The organism is Lentilactobacillus senioris DSM 24302 = JCM 17472, from assembly GCF_001436555.1.
Taxonomy (GTDB): domain Bacteria; phylum Bacillota; class Bacilli; order Lactobacillales; family Lactobacillaceae; genus Lentilactobacillus; species Lentilactobacillus senioris.
Genome location: NZ_AYZR01000008.1, coordinates 355,446 through 370,706, shown reverse-complemented (window position 1 = coordinate 370,706; position 15,261 = coordinate 355,446). Strand labels below are relative to the sequence as shown.

Here is a 15,261-nt window from a genome sequence, read left to right as displayed (position 1 = left end):
CCGTATAGCTTGTTTTCTACAAAAGCTCTAACTACTCCCGCCGTTCCTTCCGGACGTAAACTAATATGACGATCACCTTTATCATGGAAATCATACATTTCCTTAGTAACTACGTCAGATGTATCTCCAGACGTTCTTGAAAAAACTTCAAAATTTTCAAATAAAGGAGTTCTAATTTCTGAGTAACGATAATCTTGAAATAGACCCCGTGCTGTTTCTTCAATATAATTCCATTTTTGTGATTCTCCGGGTAAAATATCCGCTGTTCCCTTTGGCCGTTGAAATTTCATTTCAAACCTCCCAATTTTCAATAAAAAACCACTTTTGGTTAAAAGTGGTAAGCGCAAGTTTTTTAAAAATCGTCCGATTAAGGGCAATTAATCGTTTACTAACAGCATTTAGCCTAATTGAAAAATAAAAAAAAGTCAAGATCCAACCAATTATAGATTTGGTATAAAAAAACTGCGGTATAATAATGGCAATTCTTATTTTTTAATTGGAGGATTTTAGTGAAAAAGATTGTACAAAATCGAGGTTGGATAATTGCTGGAACAATTGCCATTTTTACCTTTTCAATTTTATTAACCATTTTTTTCTCCAACTCTGTTACCGTAAAAGTGGCTGAATTAAACGTCCGTTCCGGGCCGGCAATATCTTACTCCGTCAAGGGAACTGTTAAAAAGGGTTCTCATCTACAAGTTATTAAACGCCAAAATAATTGGTTAAAAGTAATCGCTAATCACCGACAAGTAGGCTGGGTTGCCTCGTGGCTGGTTAACGATACCCAAATTACTAACCCTCATAAAATTGCTGAAGCTACCATCGTCATTGACCCTGGACATGGTGGAGCTGATACTGGGGCTATTTCTAACACTGGAAAGCAAGAGCAAACTTATACCCTAAAAATTGCACAAAAAGTAGCCAACCGCTTAAAAGCTACTGGGGCACGTGTAATCATGACCAGAAATTCCAACAGCACCGTTTCACTAAATAAACGGCCTGATATTGCTGAAGCTAACCACGCAGATGCTTTTATCAGTTTCCACCTAGACTCATCTGATGATCCTAATAGTGCCAGTGGTGTAACTAGCTATTATTACCATCCTGGCCGCTCTAAACAAATTGCCACGGCCATTAACGACCAATTTAGAAGCACTCTGCCACTTCCTAATCGGGGAGTACAATTTGGCGATTTCTTAGTTATTAGAGATACTAACGTTCCATCAGTTCTTTTAGAAACTGGATATATTAATTCCGACTCCAACTTTTCAGAAATTAAATCTCCAAGTTATCAAAATCAAGTTGCTGACTCAGTAACTAAGGGACTAACTAACTACTTTGCTAAGCAAGCTTAAAATAAAAAGACCTTTAATGATGATACTCATTAAAGGTCTTTTTATTAACTTTTAGCTAACCATAACTTTAGTTCTGGCATAGCAGCAACTCGAATTTCTGGATCACCAGTTTGGACAATTAGGCCATCTGGATCAAATAGACTAGAAGCAATATTAGCATTATGGCCAGCTAACACATCTAGTTCACGATCCCCAATCATCATTGCCGCTTTACGGTCAACATTGTGTTTATCAATCAAATAATTCAAGGAATCTGGCTTGGGCTTTCTTGGAAATGGCATATCAGCAGTTACGGCATCCACAAATTGGTTCTTAAAACCATTGTCAGCTAATAACTGTTTAGCTTGATCGTTTCTGTGAGTAAGCAAATAGTTAGCTCCACCGTTATCAATCGCTTGTTGCAAAATTTCGGCAACTCCAGCAATTGGCTTTGCACCAGCAACTTCCTGAACTTCATGACGGTAGTAAGTGATTTTTAATTGGTCCAAATTAAGTCCAAATTCTGCCCCGTATTGGTCAAATGCTGTTCCCAGTGATTGTTGCCGCATTGTGGTATAGATAGAATGATCGTCAATTTCAACTTCGTCTACATTTAAGTCCATCAAGGTTAAATGAAAAGCTCTGACCATTGCTGGGTAAGTATCAAACAACGTTCCATCAAAATCCCAAAAAAGTTGATTAATCATAATCGTTTCTCCTAAATAATTAATTATTTATTTTGTGTATCAAACAAAATGGTTACCGGGCCATCATTGGTTAATTCTACCTGCATATCAGCCCCAAATTCACCAGTGGCAACCTCAATTCCGGCATCCTTTAATCTTTGAACAAATTGTAAATATAATTGTTCAGCGTGTTCTGGCTTACCGGCTTTAGTAAAGCTTGGTCGATTTCCTTTTTTAGTATCAGCAAATAACGTAAACTGCGAAATAGCTAAAATCGAACCATTAACGTCCGTTAAGCTTAGGTTCATTTTATGATTAGTATCTTCAAAAATTCGTAGGTTAGTTATCTTATGAACCAGATAATCAAGTTCAGCTTCCCCATCTTCATCGGCAACTCCGATTAATAAAACGTAGCCCCGATCAATTTGACCGACTATCTTACTAGAAATACTGACCTGGGCCTGAGACACCCGTTGTAATACAACTCGCATCTATACCCCTCCTATCTAAATACCCGTTCCACCAAATAAACGTCCTTAATGGATTTAACACTATTGATCACTCTCTCTAGTTGTTCAATATTTCTAACTCCCACCGTTAGTGAGATGGTAACTAATTTGTTGTGATCAACTTTACCATTAATAGAAGCCACGTTTTTAGTAACATTGCTTACGCTACCTAAGACATCTGCTAACAGTCCGCCACGATTGTAACCTTGAACGGCAATATTAGCCAAATAATTACTACCATCGCCATCAATCTTATCCCAGGCAACTGAAATTACTCGTTCAGCATTTTGTTCTGCTTCCTTAACGTTAGGACAAGTATCACGGTGAACGGAAACTCCACGTCCTTTAGTAATGTATCCGATAATGTTGTCTCCTGGAACAGGGGTACAGCAATGACTTAAGCGCACCAATAAATTGTCTACGCCTTCGATTACAACTCCATTCGATGGTTTGCTCTTAGGCTTATGGTTACGTTCATCCACTTCTCTTCCGCTAAGCGTTTGATGTTCTTCTAGCAATTCTCGTTCAGCTTGATCTTGTCGTTCACGCTTTTGAGCAGCCCGTAAGTCCTCCGTTAACCGATTGACAACACCGGTAGGTTGAACATCCCCAAAACCAATTGCTGCCAATAAATCATCAGCGTGCTGATAGTGCATACTTTGAGCAACAGCTTCTAAACTATTGTCATCTAAAACGTTAAAGTCATCAAAGCCTTCACTGTGAATTTTATGCAAAATGGCTTCCCGACCAGAAGCGATATTTTCATCTCGATCCTTAAGTCTGAAGAATTGCTTGATTTTATTTCTAGCTCGCCTGGTATGCACCAATGGGATCCAGTCACGGCTAGGTCCAGCTGAATTAGTAGAGGTGATAATATCAACAATATCTCCGTTTTTCACTTGATAATCTAGCGGCACGATCTTACCGTTAACCTTAGCACCGGTAGTATGATTACCCACTTCAGTATGAATCATGTAAGCCATGTCTAATGGGCCCGCTCCCTTAGGCAGTTCATAAACGTCGCCCTTAGGAGTAAATACATAAACCCGGTCCCCAAAGAGTTCTCCCTTAACACCATCCATAAAATCAGCAGCGTCGTCAGTATCTTCTTGTAACTCAATAATTTGTTTGAACCAGTTTAATTTACTGTTATCGCTAGTGCCTTCAACTTCATCAGTAATGCCCTCTTTGTAAGCCCAATGAGCAGCAACCCCAAATTCAGCAATTTGATGCATTTCCTTAGTTCGAATCTGCACTTCTAACGGCTTGCCTTCTGGTCCAATCACGGTTGTATGCAAGGATTGATACATGTTAGCTTTAGGCATAGCAATATAATCCTTAAACCGTCCTGGCATTGGTTTCCACTCAGTATGAATAGCTCCCAAAACAGCGTAACAATCCTTAATAGAATTAACGATAATCCGAATAGCCAGTAAATCATATATTTGATCAAATTGTTTATGTTGATCAACCATTTTCCGATAGACCGAATAGATGTGCTTAGGTCGACCGTAAATTTCAGTCTCAATTCCTAAATCACTAATTGAATCCTGAACTTCACTAATCGCCTTATCAATATAGTCAACCCGTTGATCTCGTCTGGAATTCATTAAATGCACAATTCGATAATATTGTTGAGGATTTAGATACCGTAAAGCAGTATCTTCTAGCTCCCACTTAATGGTTCCAATCCCTAGTCGATCAGCTAACGGAGCATAAATTTCTAATGTTTCTTTAGAAATTCGACGTTGTTTTTCTGGGCGTAGGGACTTCAACGTTCTCATGTTATGCAATCGATCGGCTAACTTGACAATCATTACCCGAATATCCTTACACATTGCTAGCAATAGCTTTCGATGGTTTTCTGCTAAACGTTCTTCGTTAGATTTGTACTTAATTTTGCTCAATTTAGTAACGCCATCGACAATCAAAGCCACATCATCACCAAATAATTCTTGAACATCAATTAATTCAACACCGGTATCTTCTACAATATCATGTAAAAACCCAGCACTAATGGTAGCAGGGTCCATGTGAAGATCCGCCAATATTCCGGCCACTTGAACGGGATGAGTAATATAAGGTTCTCCCGACTGTCTACGTTGATCACGGTGGGCGATTTGAGCAAACTGATAGGCTTTTTTAACTTCCGTCAAGTGTTCTTCATTCATATATTCACTAACTTTTTGAAGTACTTGGTCAGCAGTCCATTCGATTTTAACCATTTTTATCCTCCTCCCAAATTACATTTGGCTTAATTCCAAAATAACAGAAACAGCACTCAAAAAGTACATTGGGGCGGTTTCAGTTCTTAAAATTCTAGGTCCCAACCCAACTGGTTGATAACCATGATCAGTTAGCCAATTGACTTCCGTATCAGTAATTCCACCTTCTGGTCCAAAAACGCAACTTACTGACTCACCTGAACTTAGTTGTTCCAAATTCTGTACCAGCTGCGCTTTTTCTCCTTGCTTAGCTGCTTCTTCATAAGCAATTAAAGCTCGGTCATAATTTTGATCAGCTAATTCGGTTAATTTAGCTAGATACCTAATATTAGGGACGCTATTGCGGTGAGACTGTTCTGCGGCACTAACTGCTACTTCTTGTAAACGTTCAATTTTTTTCTCACTCTTACTTCCCCACTTAACGATTGAACGTTCCATAGGAATAAAAATTACTTCAGCCACCCCTAACTCAGTTGCTTTTTGGACAATTAGTTCTGGCTTACTTTGCTTAGCCAGTCCACAGATAATTGTGGCTTCAACTGGCAAGTCGGTCTGTCGGTCTAATTGAGTTTCGATTTTGACGGTTCCTAGTTCCGGGTCAATAGCAATTGCTTGAAAAACAATATGGTTTTCGTCTACCAACTCTAATTTTGCTTTTGGCTGTGACCTTAAAACTCCAAAAAAATGATGTTTGATTTTAGTAGGTAGTTCTACAATTTGATCGACTACCAAAGATTGTTTTAAAAAATAATGTTGCACGTCTTACTCCTTAGTTGGATCTGGTCGTTGTGCAATCACTCCGTACCATTCACCCATTTTTAAAGTTTCGCGAATTGCAAACCCTTGTTGCTTCATTGCATTAGTTACTAAATCAAGTTTATCATCAATAATTCCGGAGGTGACGAAATATCCATTCACCGGCAGATTATTCCAGGCTTGTGGAACTAATGGGACAATTATTTCAGCTAAAATATTAGCCACGATAATATCTGCAGTTTGATTAATTCCATTTAATAAATCGTTAGCGATTACGTTAACCGGACCAATTTCAGGGTTTAACGCTAAGTTTTTCTGAGCTGAATCTACAGCGACATCGTCTAAGTCAGTTGCTAGAATTACGTTAGCTCCTAACAACTCAGCTCCGATCGTTAGTACGCCAGAACCAGTTCCCACGTCAATTACTGTTTCTCCACCACGAATCACTGATTCTAATCCCTGTAAGGATAATTTAGTAGTAGGATGAGTTCCAGTACCAAAGGCCCGGCCTGGATCCAGTCGAATTACGCGTTCATCATTATTTTTAGGAGTGTATTTCTCCCAATCAGGCACAACCGTCAAAAAACGGGTAACCGGAACTGGATAGTAATATTTTTCCCAAGCAGTAGCCCAATCAGTATCGTTAACCGGCTTGGCAATTACTTCGGCAGCTCCAGGATTTAGTCCTGCTTGATTTAAGTTTAATACTCTTGTGGTAATTTGAGGAACTTGTTTTTCCACTTGTTCACTCTCAGGAAAATATGCAGTTACCAATGCCCCGGTTTCAATATGTTTTAATGAATCAGGATCCACAATTTCACCATGGTCACCGTATTTGCCAGCTTTAATATTTGCAAAATCGGCAGCATCTTCAATTGCTACCCCGCTAGCTCCTGTTTCCATTAAAATATTGGCTACTGCTTCCACTGCCTCACTACTTGTTCGAACTGCTACCTGCATCCATTCCATAAAATACCCTCCCAGGCTTAATTTAAAATACAAAAAAAGCATCTTTTAACGAGATGCTTCTTTAGAATTTTCATTTTAACTAGTCTCGTTATCGTGAACCTTTGCTTCATGACTTAGAAGATGGTCTTCTAAATAACCCAATAAATCTGTTTCGGTCGCAAAAACACGTGGGTGTCGTTGCTTGTGTAACCTTAAATCGATTTCTTTAATTCGTTGCCGCCCAGTCCATTTATGGTCATAACGAATAATTAGTCGATTATCTAGCTTTTCACGCCCAAATTTGAAAATATAAATATTAGCAGGCGTCAATAACGGACGCATGTATTCTTTTTTATACTTATAACCATTATCGGTCAAAAATTGCTTTGTTCTTTCTAAAATTGTGGCCACCTCCTCACTCATTAAAGTATTACGTTAATTAACGATAACCTTTCGTCAAGAAAAAAAGAAACGTGTTATGATATAAAATAAACCATATTCGGAATGATTTCCAGTTAAAAATTTATTAATCCAATTGGCGGAGGATATCATGCAACTATTTAAAATTTCTTTTATTAATAAGATCAAGCCAGATACAGTAGAAATCAATTACGTCGCTACTCTTGAAGGAACTCAAAGTGCTCCTATCTTTGAAGGTCGACAATTATTTTATCGAGATAATATTGATTCTCAGCACCTTAAAAACGGAGCAGTTGCAATTAAAGCAATCATAAACATTCTCTCCGTAACTTCTCCTGATCTTATTTTAGATCGAGTTTTATTAAACCAATCCCAAGATAAAAACATTTTAAATTCTATGTCCAAACAGGACTTCGACAAAGCGCTAACGGCTCGTCACTTATTAAATAGGTTAAAAACCCATTTAGATGATAACCAGCAACCAGTTATTGATACTGAAATTATTACCGAAATGCGCATTGGCTAGCTTGAAACGACCAGTAATGGTCGTTTTTTTGTATCAGGTAGGAAAATGGTAGGAAAAACCGCATTTATGGACTTTTTCCAAAAAGCAAAATGCCTATTTGGCGCCACTTTCGTCGTCTCCGGTCTGTAAAACTGCCATGAAAGCTTGCTGTGGAATTTCCACCTTACCAACTGATTTCATCCGCTTTTTACCACGTTTTTGTTTATCTAATAACTTAGCTCGCCGATCAGGATCACCAGTGTGAATTTTAGCGGTAACATCCTTACGATAAGCCTTAATATTCGTTCTAGCCACGATCTTAGAACCAATTGCAGCTTGTACTGGAATTTCAAAGTTTTGTCGGGGAATAATAGTTTTTAGTTTCGAAGTAATTTCTCTGCCTCGATCTGCAGCAAATTGACGGTGAGCGATAAAGCTTAATGCATCCACCTTATCACTATTTAATAAAATATCAATTTTTACTAAATCACTTGGTCGGTACCCAGCTAATTCGTAATCTAGAGAAGCATAACCTTTAGTGCTTGATTTTAACTTATCAAAGAAATCAAAAATAATTTCAGATAATGGCATGTAATAGATCACGTTTACTCGATACTCGTCTAAATATTCCATAGTATCAAATTCGCCCCGTCGATGTTGGCAAAGTTCCATGACTGCCCCTACGTAGTCATTAGGAACCATAATGGACGCCTTAACATAGGGTTCTTCAATTGACTTCATTGCTGAAACATCTGGCATATCCGCTGGATTATCAACTGTTTTAACACTACCATCTGCCATGTTAACTCGATAAGTTACAGAAGGAGCGGTGGTAATTAAGTCTAAATTAAATTCTCGTTCCAGACGTTCTTGCACTACGTCCATATGCAATAATCCTAAGAACCCACACCGAAAACCAAATCCCAAAGCTTGAGAAGCTTCAGGTTCAAATTCCAATGCCGCATCATTTAACTTAAGTTTTTCCAAGGCTTCTCGTAAATCATCAAACTTAGCGTTATCAGTAGGATAAAGACCAGCATAAACCATCGGGTTCATTTCCCGATACCCTGGTAATGCTTCATCTGCTTGATCATTAGCATTAGTGACAGTATCACCCACTCGTGTTTGGGTGATGTCTTTGATACTAGCGGTAATATAACCTACATCACCAGACATTAAATAATCTCGTTTAACGGGACTAGGAGAGTTAACTCCCACTTCAGTGACTTCGTATTCACTACCACTGTTCATTAAGCGGATTTTATCACCAGGCTTAACGGTTCCTTCAAATAATCGCACACTAAGAACCACTCCGCGGTAATCGTCATACACGGAGTCAAATACTAAAGCTTTTAACGGTTTGCGTAATTCTCCATCCGGAGCTGGAATTTTATGGACAATCTGCTCTAATAAATCCTCAATTCCGATCCCCTTTTTCGCACTAGCTAAAACAGCATCCTCAGCATCAATTCCAATAACGTCTTCAATTTCTTGTTTGACCTTTTCAGGATCAGCGGAGGGTAAGTCAATTTTATTAATAACCGGCACGATTTCTAAATCATCGTCTAAAGCCAAATAAACATTAGCTAACGTTTGCGCTTCAACACCTTGGGCCGCATCGACTACCAGCACAGCCCCTTCGCAGGCTGCGAGGCTACGAGATACTTCATAAGAGAAATCCACGTGTCCTGGTGTATCAATTAAATGTAACTCATAATCATGACCATCTTGAGAATGGTAAGTTAGCTCAACCGCATTTAGCTTAATCGTAATTCCCCGTTCCCGTTCCAATTCCATATTATCAAGAAGTTGATCCTTCATATCTCGTTTGGAAACGGTATCAGTTAGTTCCAAAATTCGATCAGCTAAGGTTGATTTACCATGATCGATGTGAGCAACGATGGAAAAATTCCGAATATATTTTTGGTGCTCTGCCATTTGTTCTAAATCCATGTTGTTAATCTCACTTTCATACGTATTCAAACCATTATAACAATCAAAACGGCTTTAATAAAGCATCTTACCGCCGAATTAACAAAAAAGCTTAAGGAACTTTGTCCTTAAACTTTTAGTTAGTTATTTTTTGCCCTTTAATTTATCGAAAATATTGCCGCCTTTGCTACTTGGTTTTTCACCACTAGCTTCAGCAAATGCTTTTAAGGCATCTTTTTGAGATTTATTCAGTGATTTAGGAGTAGTAATTGCTACCTTAACTCGTTCATCACCATTACCGTTTCCTCGAAGTTTAGGGGCACCTTTGCCCTTCAACTTAAAGGTAGTCCCAGTTTGGGTACCAGCAGGAATCGTTAACTCAACATCACCATGAACGGTTTTAGTTTTAACTGTGCCGCCTAACGCAGCGGTAGCAAAACTAATTGGTTGGTCGAAGTAAATGGTTGAACCATCACGTTTAAAGTCTTTACTTGGTTGGACGTAAAATACGATGTACAAATCACCATAAGGTCCACCGTTAGCACCGACATCGCCTTGTCCTTGAAGTCTCATTTGTTGACCATCTTCAATTCCGGCAGGGACAGTAACATCAATTTCATGACGTTCATCAACCTTACCACGGCCATCACAAGTTGGGCATTTTTCCTTAATTTCTTTACCAGTCCCATGACAAACTGGGCATTCTTGACGACTTTGCATCCGACCCAGTGGAGTATTAGTTTCAACAGTAACAAAACCAGCTCCGCCACAGTTCGTACATTTAATTGGAGAAGTTCCTGGTTTAGCACCAGAACCCTTACAAGTATCACACTCCGCTTCGCGGTTATACTTAATGCGGGTCTTCTTTCCAAAGATAGCTTCTTCGAATTTCAAATTCATTTCATATTGTAGATCACGACCCCGTTGTGGTGCTGTCGGATCAGCTTGGCGTTGGCCACCACCAAAGAACGAACTGAAGATGTCATCAAAGCCGAAGCCACCACCGTCAAAGCCGCCGCCAAAGCCGCCACCCGCGCCACCAAATCCTTGGGGACCATCAGCAGAACCATATTGATCGTAATTAGCTCTCTTTTGCTTATCTCCTAAGACTTCGTAAGCTTCTGTAACTTCCTTGAACTTAGCTTCAGCATCAGGTGCCTTATTAATATCTGGATGATATTTTTTCGATAGCTTTCGATAAGCCTTCTTGATCTCATCGTCGCTGGCATCCCGAGAAACTCCCAGGACTTCATAATAATCCTTATTTGCCATGCGTAACTCCCATCTCACTAAAAATGTTAAACTTCTAAAATAGAATACCACATTTCAATAAGAAGCCAAAACTCAATAGTCTTGGCTTCTTACATTAGGGTTTATTTTTTGTCATCGTTAACTTCGCTAAAGTCACCATCAACAGTACCATCATCGTTACCATTGTCAGCTGCGCCTTGAGCTTCTTGACTATTATCTTGTTGTTGGTATAACTTAACTGCAAGATCTTGGGCAATCTTAGTCAATTCGTCTTTCTTAGCTTTCATTTCGTCAACGTTATTATCTTCACGAGCCTTCTTCAATTCATCACGAACGTCAGTAGCCTTCTTGATTTCATCTTCAGAAACTTTGTCTTTAACTTCTTCAAGGGTCTTATCAGTTTGGAAGATTAATTGGTCAACTTCATTATTCAAATCAGCTGCTTCTTTACGTTTCTTATCAGCTTCTTCGTTTTCTTGAGCTTCCTTCATCATCCGATCAATTTCAGCATCATCTAAACCAGATGAATCTTGGATGGTGATCTTTTGTTCTTTACCAGTTCCCTTATCCTTGGCAGAAACGTTAACAATCCCGTTCTTGTCAATATCAAAGGTAACTTCAATTTGAGGAACCCCTCTAGGAGCAGCAGGAATGTCAGTTAATTGGAATTGACCCAATGTCTTGTCATCTGCGGCCATTGGACGTTCACCTTGGAGGACATGGATATCAACGGCTGGTTGGTTATCAGCAGCAGTTGAGAAGACTTGTGACTTGCTAGTTGGGATAGTAGTATTTCTATCAATCAACTTAGTGAACACGCCACCCATAGTTTCAATACCCAATGATAATGGAGTAACATCAAGCAAGACAACGTCTTTAACATCACCGGTAATAACCCCACCTTGAACGGCAGCCCCTAAAGCAACGGCTTCATCAGGGTTGATGGAACGGTTAGATTCTTTACCAGTCCATGACTTAACGGCTTCTTGAACGGCAGGAATCCGAGTAGAACCACCATTTAAGATAACTTGATCAATATCAGAAGTTGAAAGACCAGCATCTTTTAGTGCGTTATCAAATGATACTTTTGTTTTTTCAACTAAATCTGAAGTTAATTCATTGAACTTAGCCCGGGTTAAAGTAGTTTGCAAATGCAAAGGACCATTAGCACCGGCAGAAATAAATGGTAAGCTGATTTCAGTTTCAGTAACCCCAGATAAATCCTTCTTAGCTTTTTCAGCAGCATCTTTTAGTCGTTGTAAAGCCATCTTGTCTTGGGATAAATCAACGCCGTTTTCAGCCTTGAAGTTATCGATTAACCAATCCATGATACGCTTATCAAAGTCATCCCCACCAAGGTGAGTATCACCATTAGTTGAAAGTACTTGGAAAACCCCGTCGCCTAATTCAAGGACGGAAACATCGAAAGTACCACCACCAAGGTCATATACTAAAACTTTTTCATCTTTTTCTTGCTTATCAAGACCGTAAGCTAATGCAGCGGCGGTTGGTTCGTTAATAATTCGTTCAACTTCCAATCCTGCAATCTTACCAGCATCTTTGGTTGCTTGACGTTGAGCATCGTTAAAGTAAGCAGGAACAGTAATAACTGCTTTTTCAACAGTGTCACCCAAGTAGTCTTCAGCAAAGCCTTTAATGTATTGCAAGATCATAGCTGAAATTTGTTGAGGGGTGTATTTCTTTCCGTCGATATCAACGGTGTAACCTTCTTCACCCATATGACTCTTAATAGAGATCACAGTATTAGGATTAGTAATTTCTTGACGCTTAGCTACTTCCCCAACTTGTGGTTGACCGTCTTTAAACGCAACTACTGAAGGAGTAGTTCTAGAACCTTCTGGATTAGGAATAATCTTAGGTTCGTTACCTTCTAAAACCGCAACTGCGGAGTTTGTGGTACCTAAATCAATACCGATAATTTTATTACTTGCCATTAATAAAACCTCTTTTTTATTTATTATTTGATAATCTTAATCAGCAGCGACAACTACCATTGCCGGCCGTAAAACCCGGTCTTTGAGTTTGTAACCAGCTTGTAGAACTGAAACCACCGTATCAGCTGGATGATCGTCATCAGCTGGGACCGTTTGGATTGCTTGGCTAAACTGTGGATCAAACGGTTTGCCCAACACATCCAATAGTTCAACTCCGTTGTCCTTCATTGCACTAATTAGATGGTCAGATACCATGGAAACACCTTTTTTAAGTTGTTCACCACTTTCATCGCTCACTTCTACTTGAAGAGCTCGCTCTAAATTGTCAATAATGGGTAAGATATCTTTAGCCAAAGGCTGTACCCCATATTTAATCAAATCAGCTTGCTCTTTTTTGGCGTGGCTTTGAATATTTTGAATTTCAGCCTCTGCACGCAAGTACTTATTTTCCAACTCATCGATTTTCGCTGTTAACTCATCAACCTGAGCTTGTTGGCTTTCAGCCTTACTTGCTTCAGCATTAGTATCTTGAGAATCTTCCGTGGAATCAGTTTGCGAATCAGTAACCTGTTCATCCTTAGCTTCTTCACTAAATTCAGCCAATTTGTCGCCTCCTAATCGATTTAACGATTACCATTTTCGTAGTAACCGAGTAATTTTTTAGTTAATTCTTCTTGTAAGGCCCCTACAATTCCAATCACTTTAGAATATGGCATTCTAGTAGGCCCCAAGACAGCAATTACTCCCTGACCGTATTCTTTTAAATCATACGTGCCGGTAATAATGCTGTAGTTTTTCAGTAAATCGTTGCGTAATTCGCTACCAATTTTAACCTGAACCTTATTAGAATCGGGATTAATAATTTTAGCCATCCCATCTCCAGTATCTAATAAGTTATAAAGAGGCTTTAGATAGTCTAAATCTTGACGTTCAGCAAACTTTAATAAATTCAACTTACCGCCAACATGCACCCGATCTTTGCTGGCGTTATTTAACATATCACCAAAGATCTTTATAAAGCCATCCGGACTATGCACGTATTGTGCTAATAGAGCCGGCAATTCAAATTGAAGCGCCTTGGAAACCTCACTCAAGGATTTACCAACCAGTTGATCATTAATGATTCTAACAATGATCTCTAGCTGCTCACTTGAGACATCTCCTAATTGAAAAACTTGATTTTCAACGTGACCATTTTGAGTAACCAAAATGGCCATTACTTGGCGCTCATCTAATTTAACCAACCTAAAACCGCCAAGCTTAAAATCATCACTACGCTCAGGGTTAAAAGTCAGTGCCATATAATTGGTTAAATCAGATAAAACACGGGCAGATTCTTGAATGATTTCGTCAATTCGATTAAATTCGCCATGAAGGGAATTCTTAATCATATCTTCGACGCTATCTTCAATTGGATCAGGTTGTACTAAATGATCAACGTAGTACCGATAACCTTCCATGGATGGAACCCTGCCTGAAGAAAAATGAGTTTTGGTAATTAACCCCTTTTCCTCCAAAGCCGCCATTTCATTTCTGACAGTGGCAGAACTAACATGAGTATTTAATTCTGAAGCCAGCGCTTTAGAACCCACTGGGTTACCAGTATTAGTATAATCACGAACAATCACTGAAAGAATTGCTTTTTGTCTATCCGTCAACATAGTTATCACCTCTTTTTAGCACTCTGTTCTTTCAAGTGCTAAGGCACATTTATAATCTAACAAACCCTTACCAATTAGTCAAGAAATATCAGCGTTTTTTTAGCAATTATTTTGTTAGAGTGCTAATTTGAGTTTGTACCGAAAAATTGTCTAGTATTTTGTTCGTCAACTTGTAGCTGATCAATTAATTCTTCAACGCTGGCAAATTTTTCTTCTCCACGCAAATACTTTAACCACTCTACCGTTACAACTTCTCCATAAACATTTTGCTTAAAATCTAATAGGTTAATTTCCACCGTCACGGGGTGATCGTTATAAAAAGTAACGTTTTTGCCAATGGAAGCCATCCCCTGATACCATACTTCACCGATCTTAACTCGAACAACATAAATACCAATCGTAGGCAACCACTGGAGTGGATTATGCTCTACATTAATGGTGGGATAACCGATAGTTCTGCCTACTTGTTCTCCGTGAACAACGGTGCCTATGGTAGTAAAGTTACGGCCTAACATTTTATTAACCGAAGTAACATTACCGCTATCCAGTGATTCCTTAATTGCCGTAGAACTAACCTTTTGGGCCTGTTGTTGCAATTTAGGAACAGTAATAATTTCAAATCGTCCCTGACTAAATTCAGGTAGCCGTTCCATAGTAGCAATTTGCTTTTCACCATAGGTGTGATCAAATCCGGCTACTACTACCTGTGCGTTAAATCTTACTAAGTAGTTTTGAATAAATTCTGCTGGAGTCTGATCTTGAAAAGCATAAGAATAGTTGATCAAAAAAACTTGATCAACTCCTAATTGCTCTAAAAGCTGAAATTTTTGTTCTGGTAACGTTAAATAACGCCTATCATGTTCATCTAACCGCTTATAAACAACTTGCGGATGATGATCATAAGTTAGCACGGCAGCTTTAATTCCTAATTGTTTAGCCCGGTTAACCGCAGTTTTAATCACTTGTTGATGACCCAAATGAATTCCATCAAAAAAGCCCATCGCTAACACAACCGGCTCTGAAAATTGCAGTGAATCTGCCATTGGATGGTGTATTTTAATTACTTTCATCAGTCCCTG

Annotated in this window: 15 protein-coding genes; 2 read left to right on the top strand and 13 right to left on the bottom strand. The window is 38.9% G+C overall.

Going from position 1 to position 15,261, the window contains the following annotated elements; genetic code table 11:
* Nucleotides 1–290: ATP phosphoribosyltransferase regulatory subunit (locus FC56_RS08235; protein WP_225425411.1), on the bottom strand; the 290-nt coding region annotated here is incomplete at its 3' end.
* Between the two features lie 219 nt (nucleotides 291–509).
* Between FC56_RS08235 and FC56_RS05200 the strand changes: the two genes are divergently transcribed.
* A complete protein-coding gene (locus FC56_RS05200) occupies nucleotides 510–1,355 on the top strand; it encodes an N-acetylmuramoyl-L-alanine amidase family protein (protein WP_056978286.1) in 846 nt (281 codons plus the stop codon).
* Nucleotides 1,356–1,399: 44 nt separating this feature from the next.
* On the opposite strand, the gene FC56_RS05195 is transcribed toward FC56_RS05200, so the two are convergent.
* From FC56_RS05195 to FC56_RS05170, 6 genes are all read right to left on the bottom strand, one after another.
* A complete protein-coding gene (locus FC56_RS05195) occupies nucleotides 1,400–2,041 on the bottom strand; it encodes an HAD-IA family hydrolase (protein ID WP_056978285.1) in 642 nt (213 codons plus the stop codon).
* Nucleotides 2,042–2,064: 23 nt separating this feature from the next.
* A complete protein-coding gene (gene dtd, locus FC56_RS05190) occupies nucleotides 2,065–2,511 on the bottom strand; it encodes a D-aminoacyl-tRNA deacylase (protein ID WP_056978284.1) in 447 nt (148 codons plus the stop codon).
* Between the two features lie 11 nt (nucleotides 2,512–2,522).
* The gene (locus FC56_RS05185; protein ID WP_056978283.1) at nucleotides 2,523–4,754 is read right to left on the bottom strand and encodes a RelA/SpoT family protein; all 2,232 of its coding nucleotides are present in this window, start codon (nucleotides 4,752–4,754) and stop codon (nucleotides 2,523–2,525) included.
* 18 nt (nucleotides 4,755–4,772) lie between these two features.
* Entirely contained in the window at nucleotides 4,773–5,513 is a 741-nt protein-coding gene (locus tag FC56_RS05180) for an RsmE family RNA methyltransferase (protein WP_056978282.1), read from the bottom strand.
* A 3-nt stretch (nucleotides 5,514–5,516) separates the two neighbouring features.
* Nucleotides 5,517–6,479: a 50S ribosomal protein L11 methyltransferase gene (prmA, locus tag FC56_RS05175; RefSeq protein ID WP_056978281.1), complete on the bottom strand. Its 963-nt coding sequence runs from the start codon at nucleotides 6,477–6,479 to the stop codon at nucleotides 5,517–5,519.
* A gap of 75 nt (nucleotides 6,480–6,554) precedes the next feature.
* Nucleotides 6,555–6,869: a hypothetical protein gene (locus FC56_RS05170; RefSeq protein WP_147649697.1), complete on the bottom strand. Its 315-nt coding sequence runs from the start codon at nucleotides 6,867–6,869 to the stop codon at nucleotides 6,555–6,557.
* 139 nt (nucleotides 6,870–7,008) lie between these two features.
* Here FC56_RS05170 and FC56_RS05165 point away from each other — a divergent pair, with 139 nt between their 5' ends.
* Entirely contained in the window at nucleotides 7,009–7,404 is a 396-nt protein-coding gene (locus FC56_RS05165) for a hypothetical protein (RefSeq protein WP_054668878.1), read from the top strand.
* Nucleotides 7,405–7,497: 93 nt separating this feature from the next.
* Here FC56_RS05165 and lepA read toward each other — a convergent pair whose 3' ends face one another.
* The 6 genes from lepA to ribF form a co-directional block, all read right to left on the bottom strand.
* Nucleotides 7,498–9,336, bottom strand: a complete 1,839-nt coding sequence (gene lepA, locus FC56_RS05160) for a translation elongation factor 4 (RefSeq protein WP_056978280.1) — start codon at nucleotides 9,334–9,336, stop codon at nucleotides 7,498–7,500.
* Between the two features lie 123 nt (nucleotides 9,337–9,459).
* Complete coding sequence (dnaJ, locus tag FC56_RS05155) at nucleotides 9,460–10,587, bottom strand: molecular chaperone DnaJ (RefSeq protein ID WP_056978279.1); 1,128 nt, start codon at nucleotides 10,585–10,587, stop codon at nucleotides 9,460–9,462.
* A 101-nt stretch (nucleotides 10,588–10,688) separates the two neighbouring features.
* Nucleotides 10,689–12,521, bottom strand: coding sequence for a molecular chaperone DnaK (gene dnaK, locus FC56_RS05150; RefSeq protein WP_056978278.1), 1,833 nt, complete (start codon nucleotides 12,519–12,521; stop codon nucleotides 10,689–10,691).
* A gap of 36 nt (nucleotides 12,522–12,557) precedes the next feature.
* Nucleotides 12,558–13,124 carry a nucleotide exchange factor GrpE gene (gene grpE / locus FC56_RS05145; protein ID WP_056978277.1) on the bottom strand — a complete coding sequence of 189 codons (567 nt, stop codon included), beginning with the start codon at nucleotides 13,122–13,124 and terminating at the stop codon, nucleotides 12,558–12,560.
* A gap of 20 nt (nucleotides 13,125–13,144) precedes the next feature.
* The gene (gene hrcA / locus FC56_RS05140; protein ID WP_187116930.1) at nucleotides 13,145–14,182 is read right to left on the bottom strand and encodes a heat-inducible transcriptional repressor HrcA; all 1,038 of its coding nucleotides are present in this window, start codon (nucleotides 14,180–14,182) and stop codon (nucleotides 13,145–13,147) included.
* A gap of 122 nt (nucleotides 14,183–14,304) precedes the next feature.
* Nucleotides 14,305–15,252, bottom strand: a complete 948-nt coding sequence (ribF, locus tag FC56_RS05135; protein WP_056978276.1) for a riboflavin biosynthesis protein RibF — start codon at nucleotides 15,250–15,252, stop codon at nucleotides 14,305–14,307.
* Between the last annotated feature and the right edge of the window lie 9 nt (nucleotides 15,253–15,261).

Excerpts from the sequence above, each read along its gene's own strand:
- FC56_RS05185 (WP_056978283.1), bottom strand. The coding sequence starts at position 4,754 with ATGGTTAAAATCGAATGGACTGCTGACCAAGTACTTCAAAAAGTTAGT.
- dnaK (WP_056978278.1), bottom strand. The coding sequence starts at position 12,521 with ATGGCAAGTAATAAAATTATCGGTATTGATTTAGGTACCACAAACTCC.
- lepA (WP_056978280.1), bottom strand. The coding sequence starts at position 9,336 with ATGGATTTAGAACAAATGGCAGAGCACCAAAAATATATTCGGAATTTT.
- hrcA (WP_187116930.1), bottom strand. The coding sequence starts at position 14,182 with ATGTTGACGGATAGACAAAAAGCAATTCTTTCAGTGATTGTTCGTGAT.
- dnaJ (WP_056978279.1), bottom strand. The coding sequence starts at position 10,587 with ATGGCAAATAAGGATTATTATGAAGTCCTGGGAGTTTCTCGGGATGCC.
- FC56_RS05195 (WP_056978285.1), bottom strand. The coding sequence starts at position 2,041 with ATGATTAATCAACTTTTTTGGGATTTTGATGGAACGTTGTTTGATACT.
- FC56_RS05165 (WP_054668878.1), top strand. The coding sequence starts at position 7,009 with ATGCAACTATTTAAAATTTCTTTTATTAATAAGATCAAGCCAGATACA.
- dtd (WP_056978284.1), bottom strand. The coding sequence starts at position 2,511 with ATGCGAGTTGTATTACAACGGGTGTCTCAGGCCCAGGTCAGTATTTCT.
- ribF (WP_056978276.1), bottom strand. The coding sequence starts at position 15,252 with ATGAAAGTAATTAAAATACACCATCCAATGGCAGATTCACTGCAATTT.
- prmA (WP_056978281.1), bottom strand. The coding sequence starts at position 6,479 with ATGGAATGGATGCAGGTAGCAGTTCGAACAAGTAGTGAGGCAGTGGAA.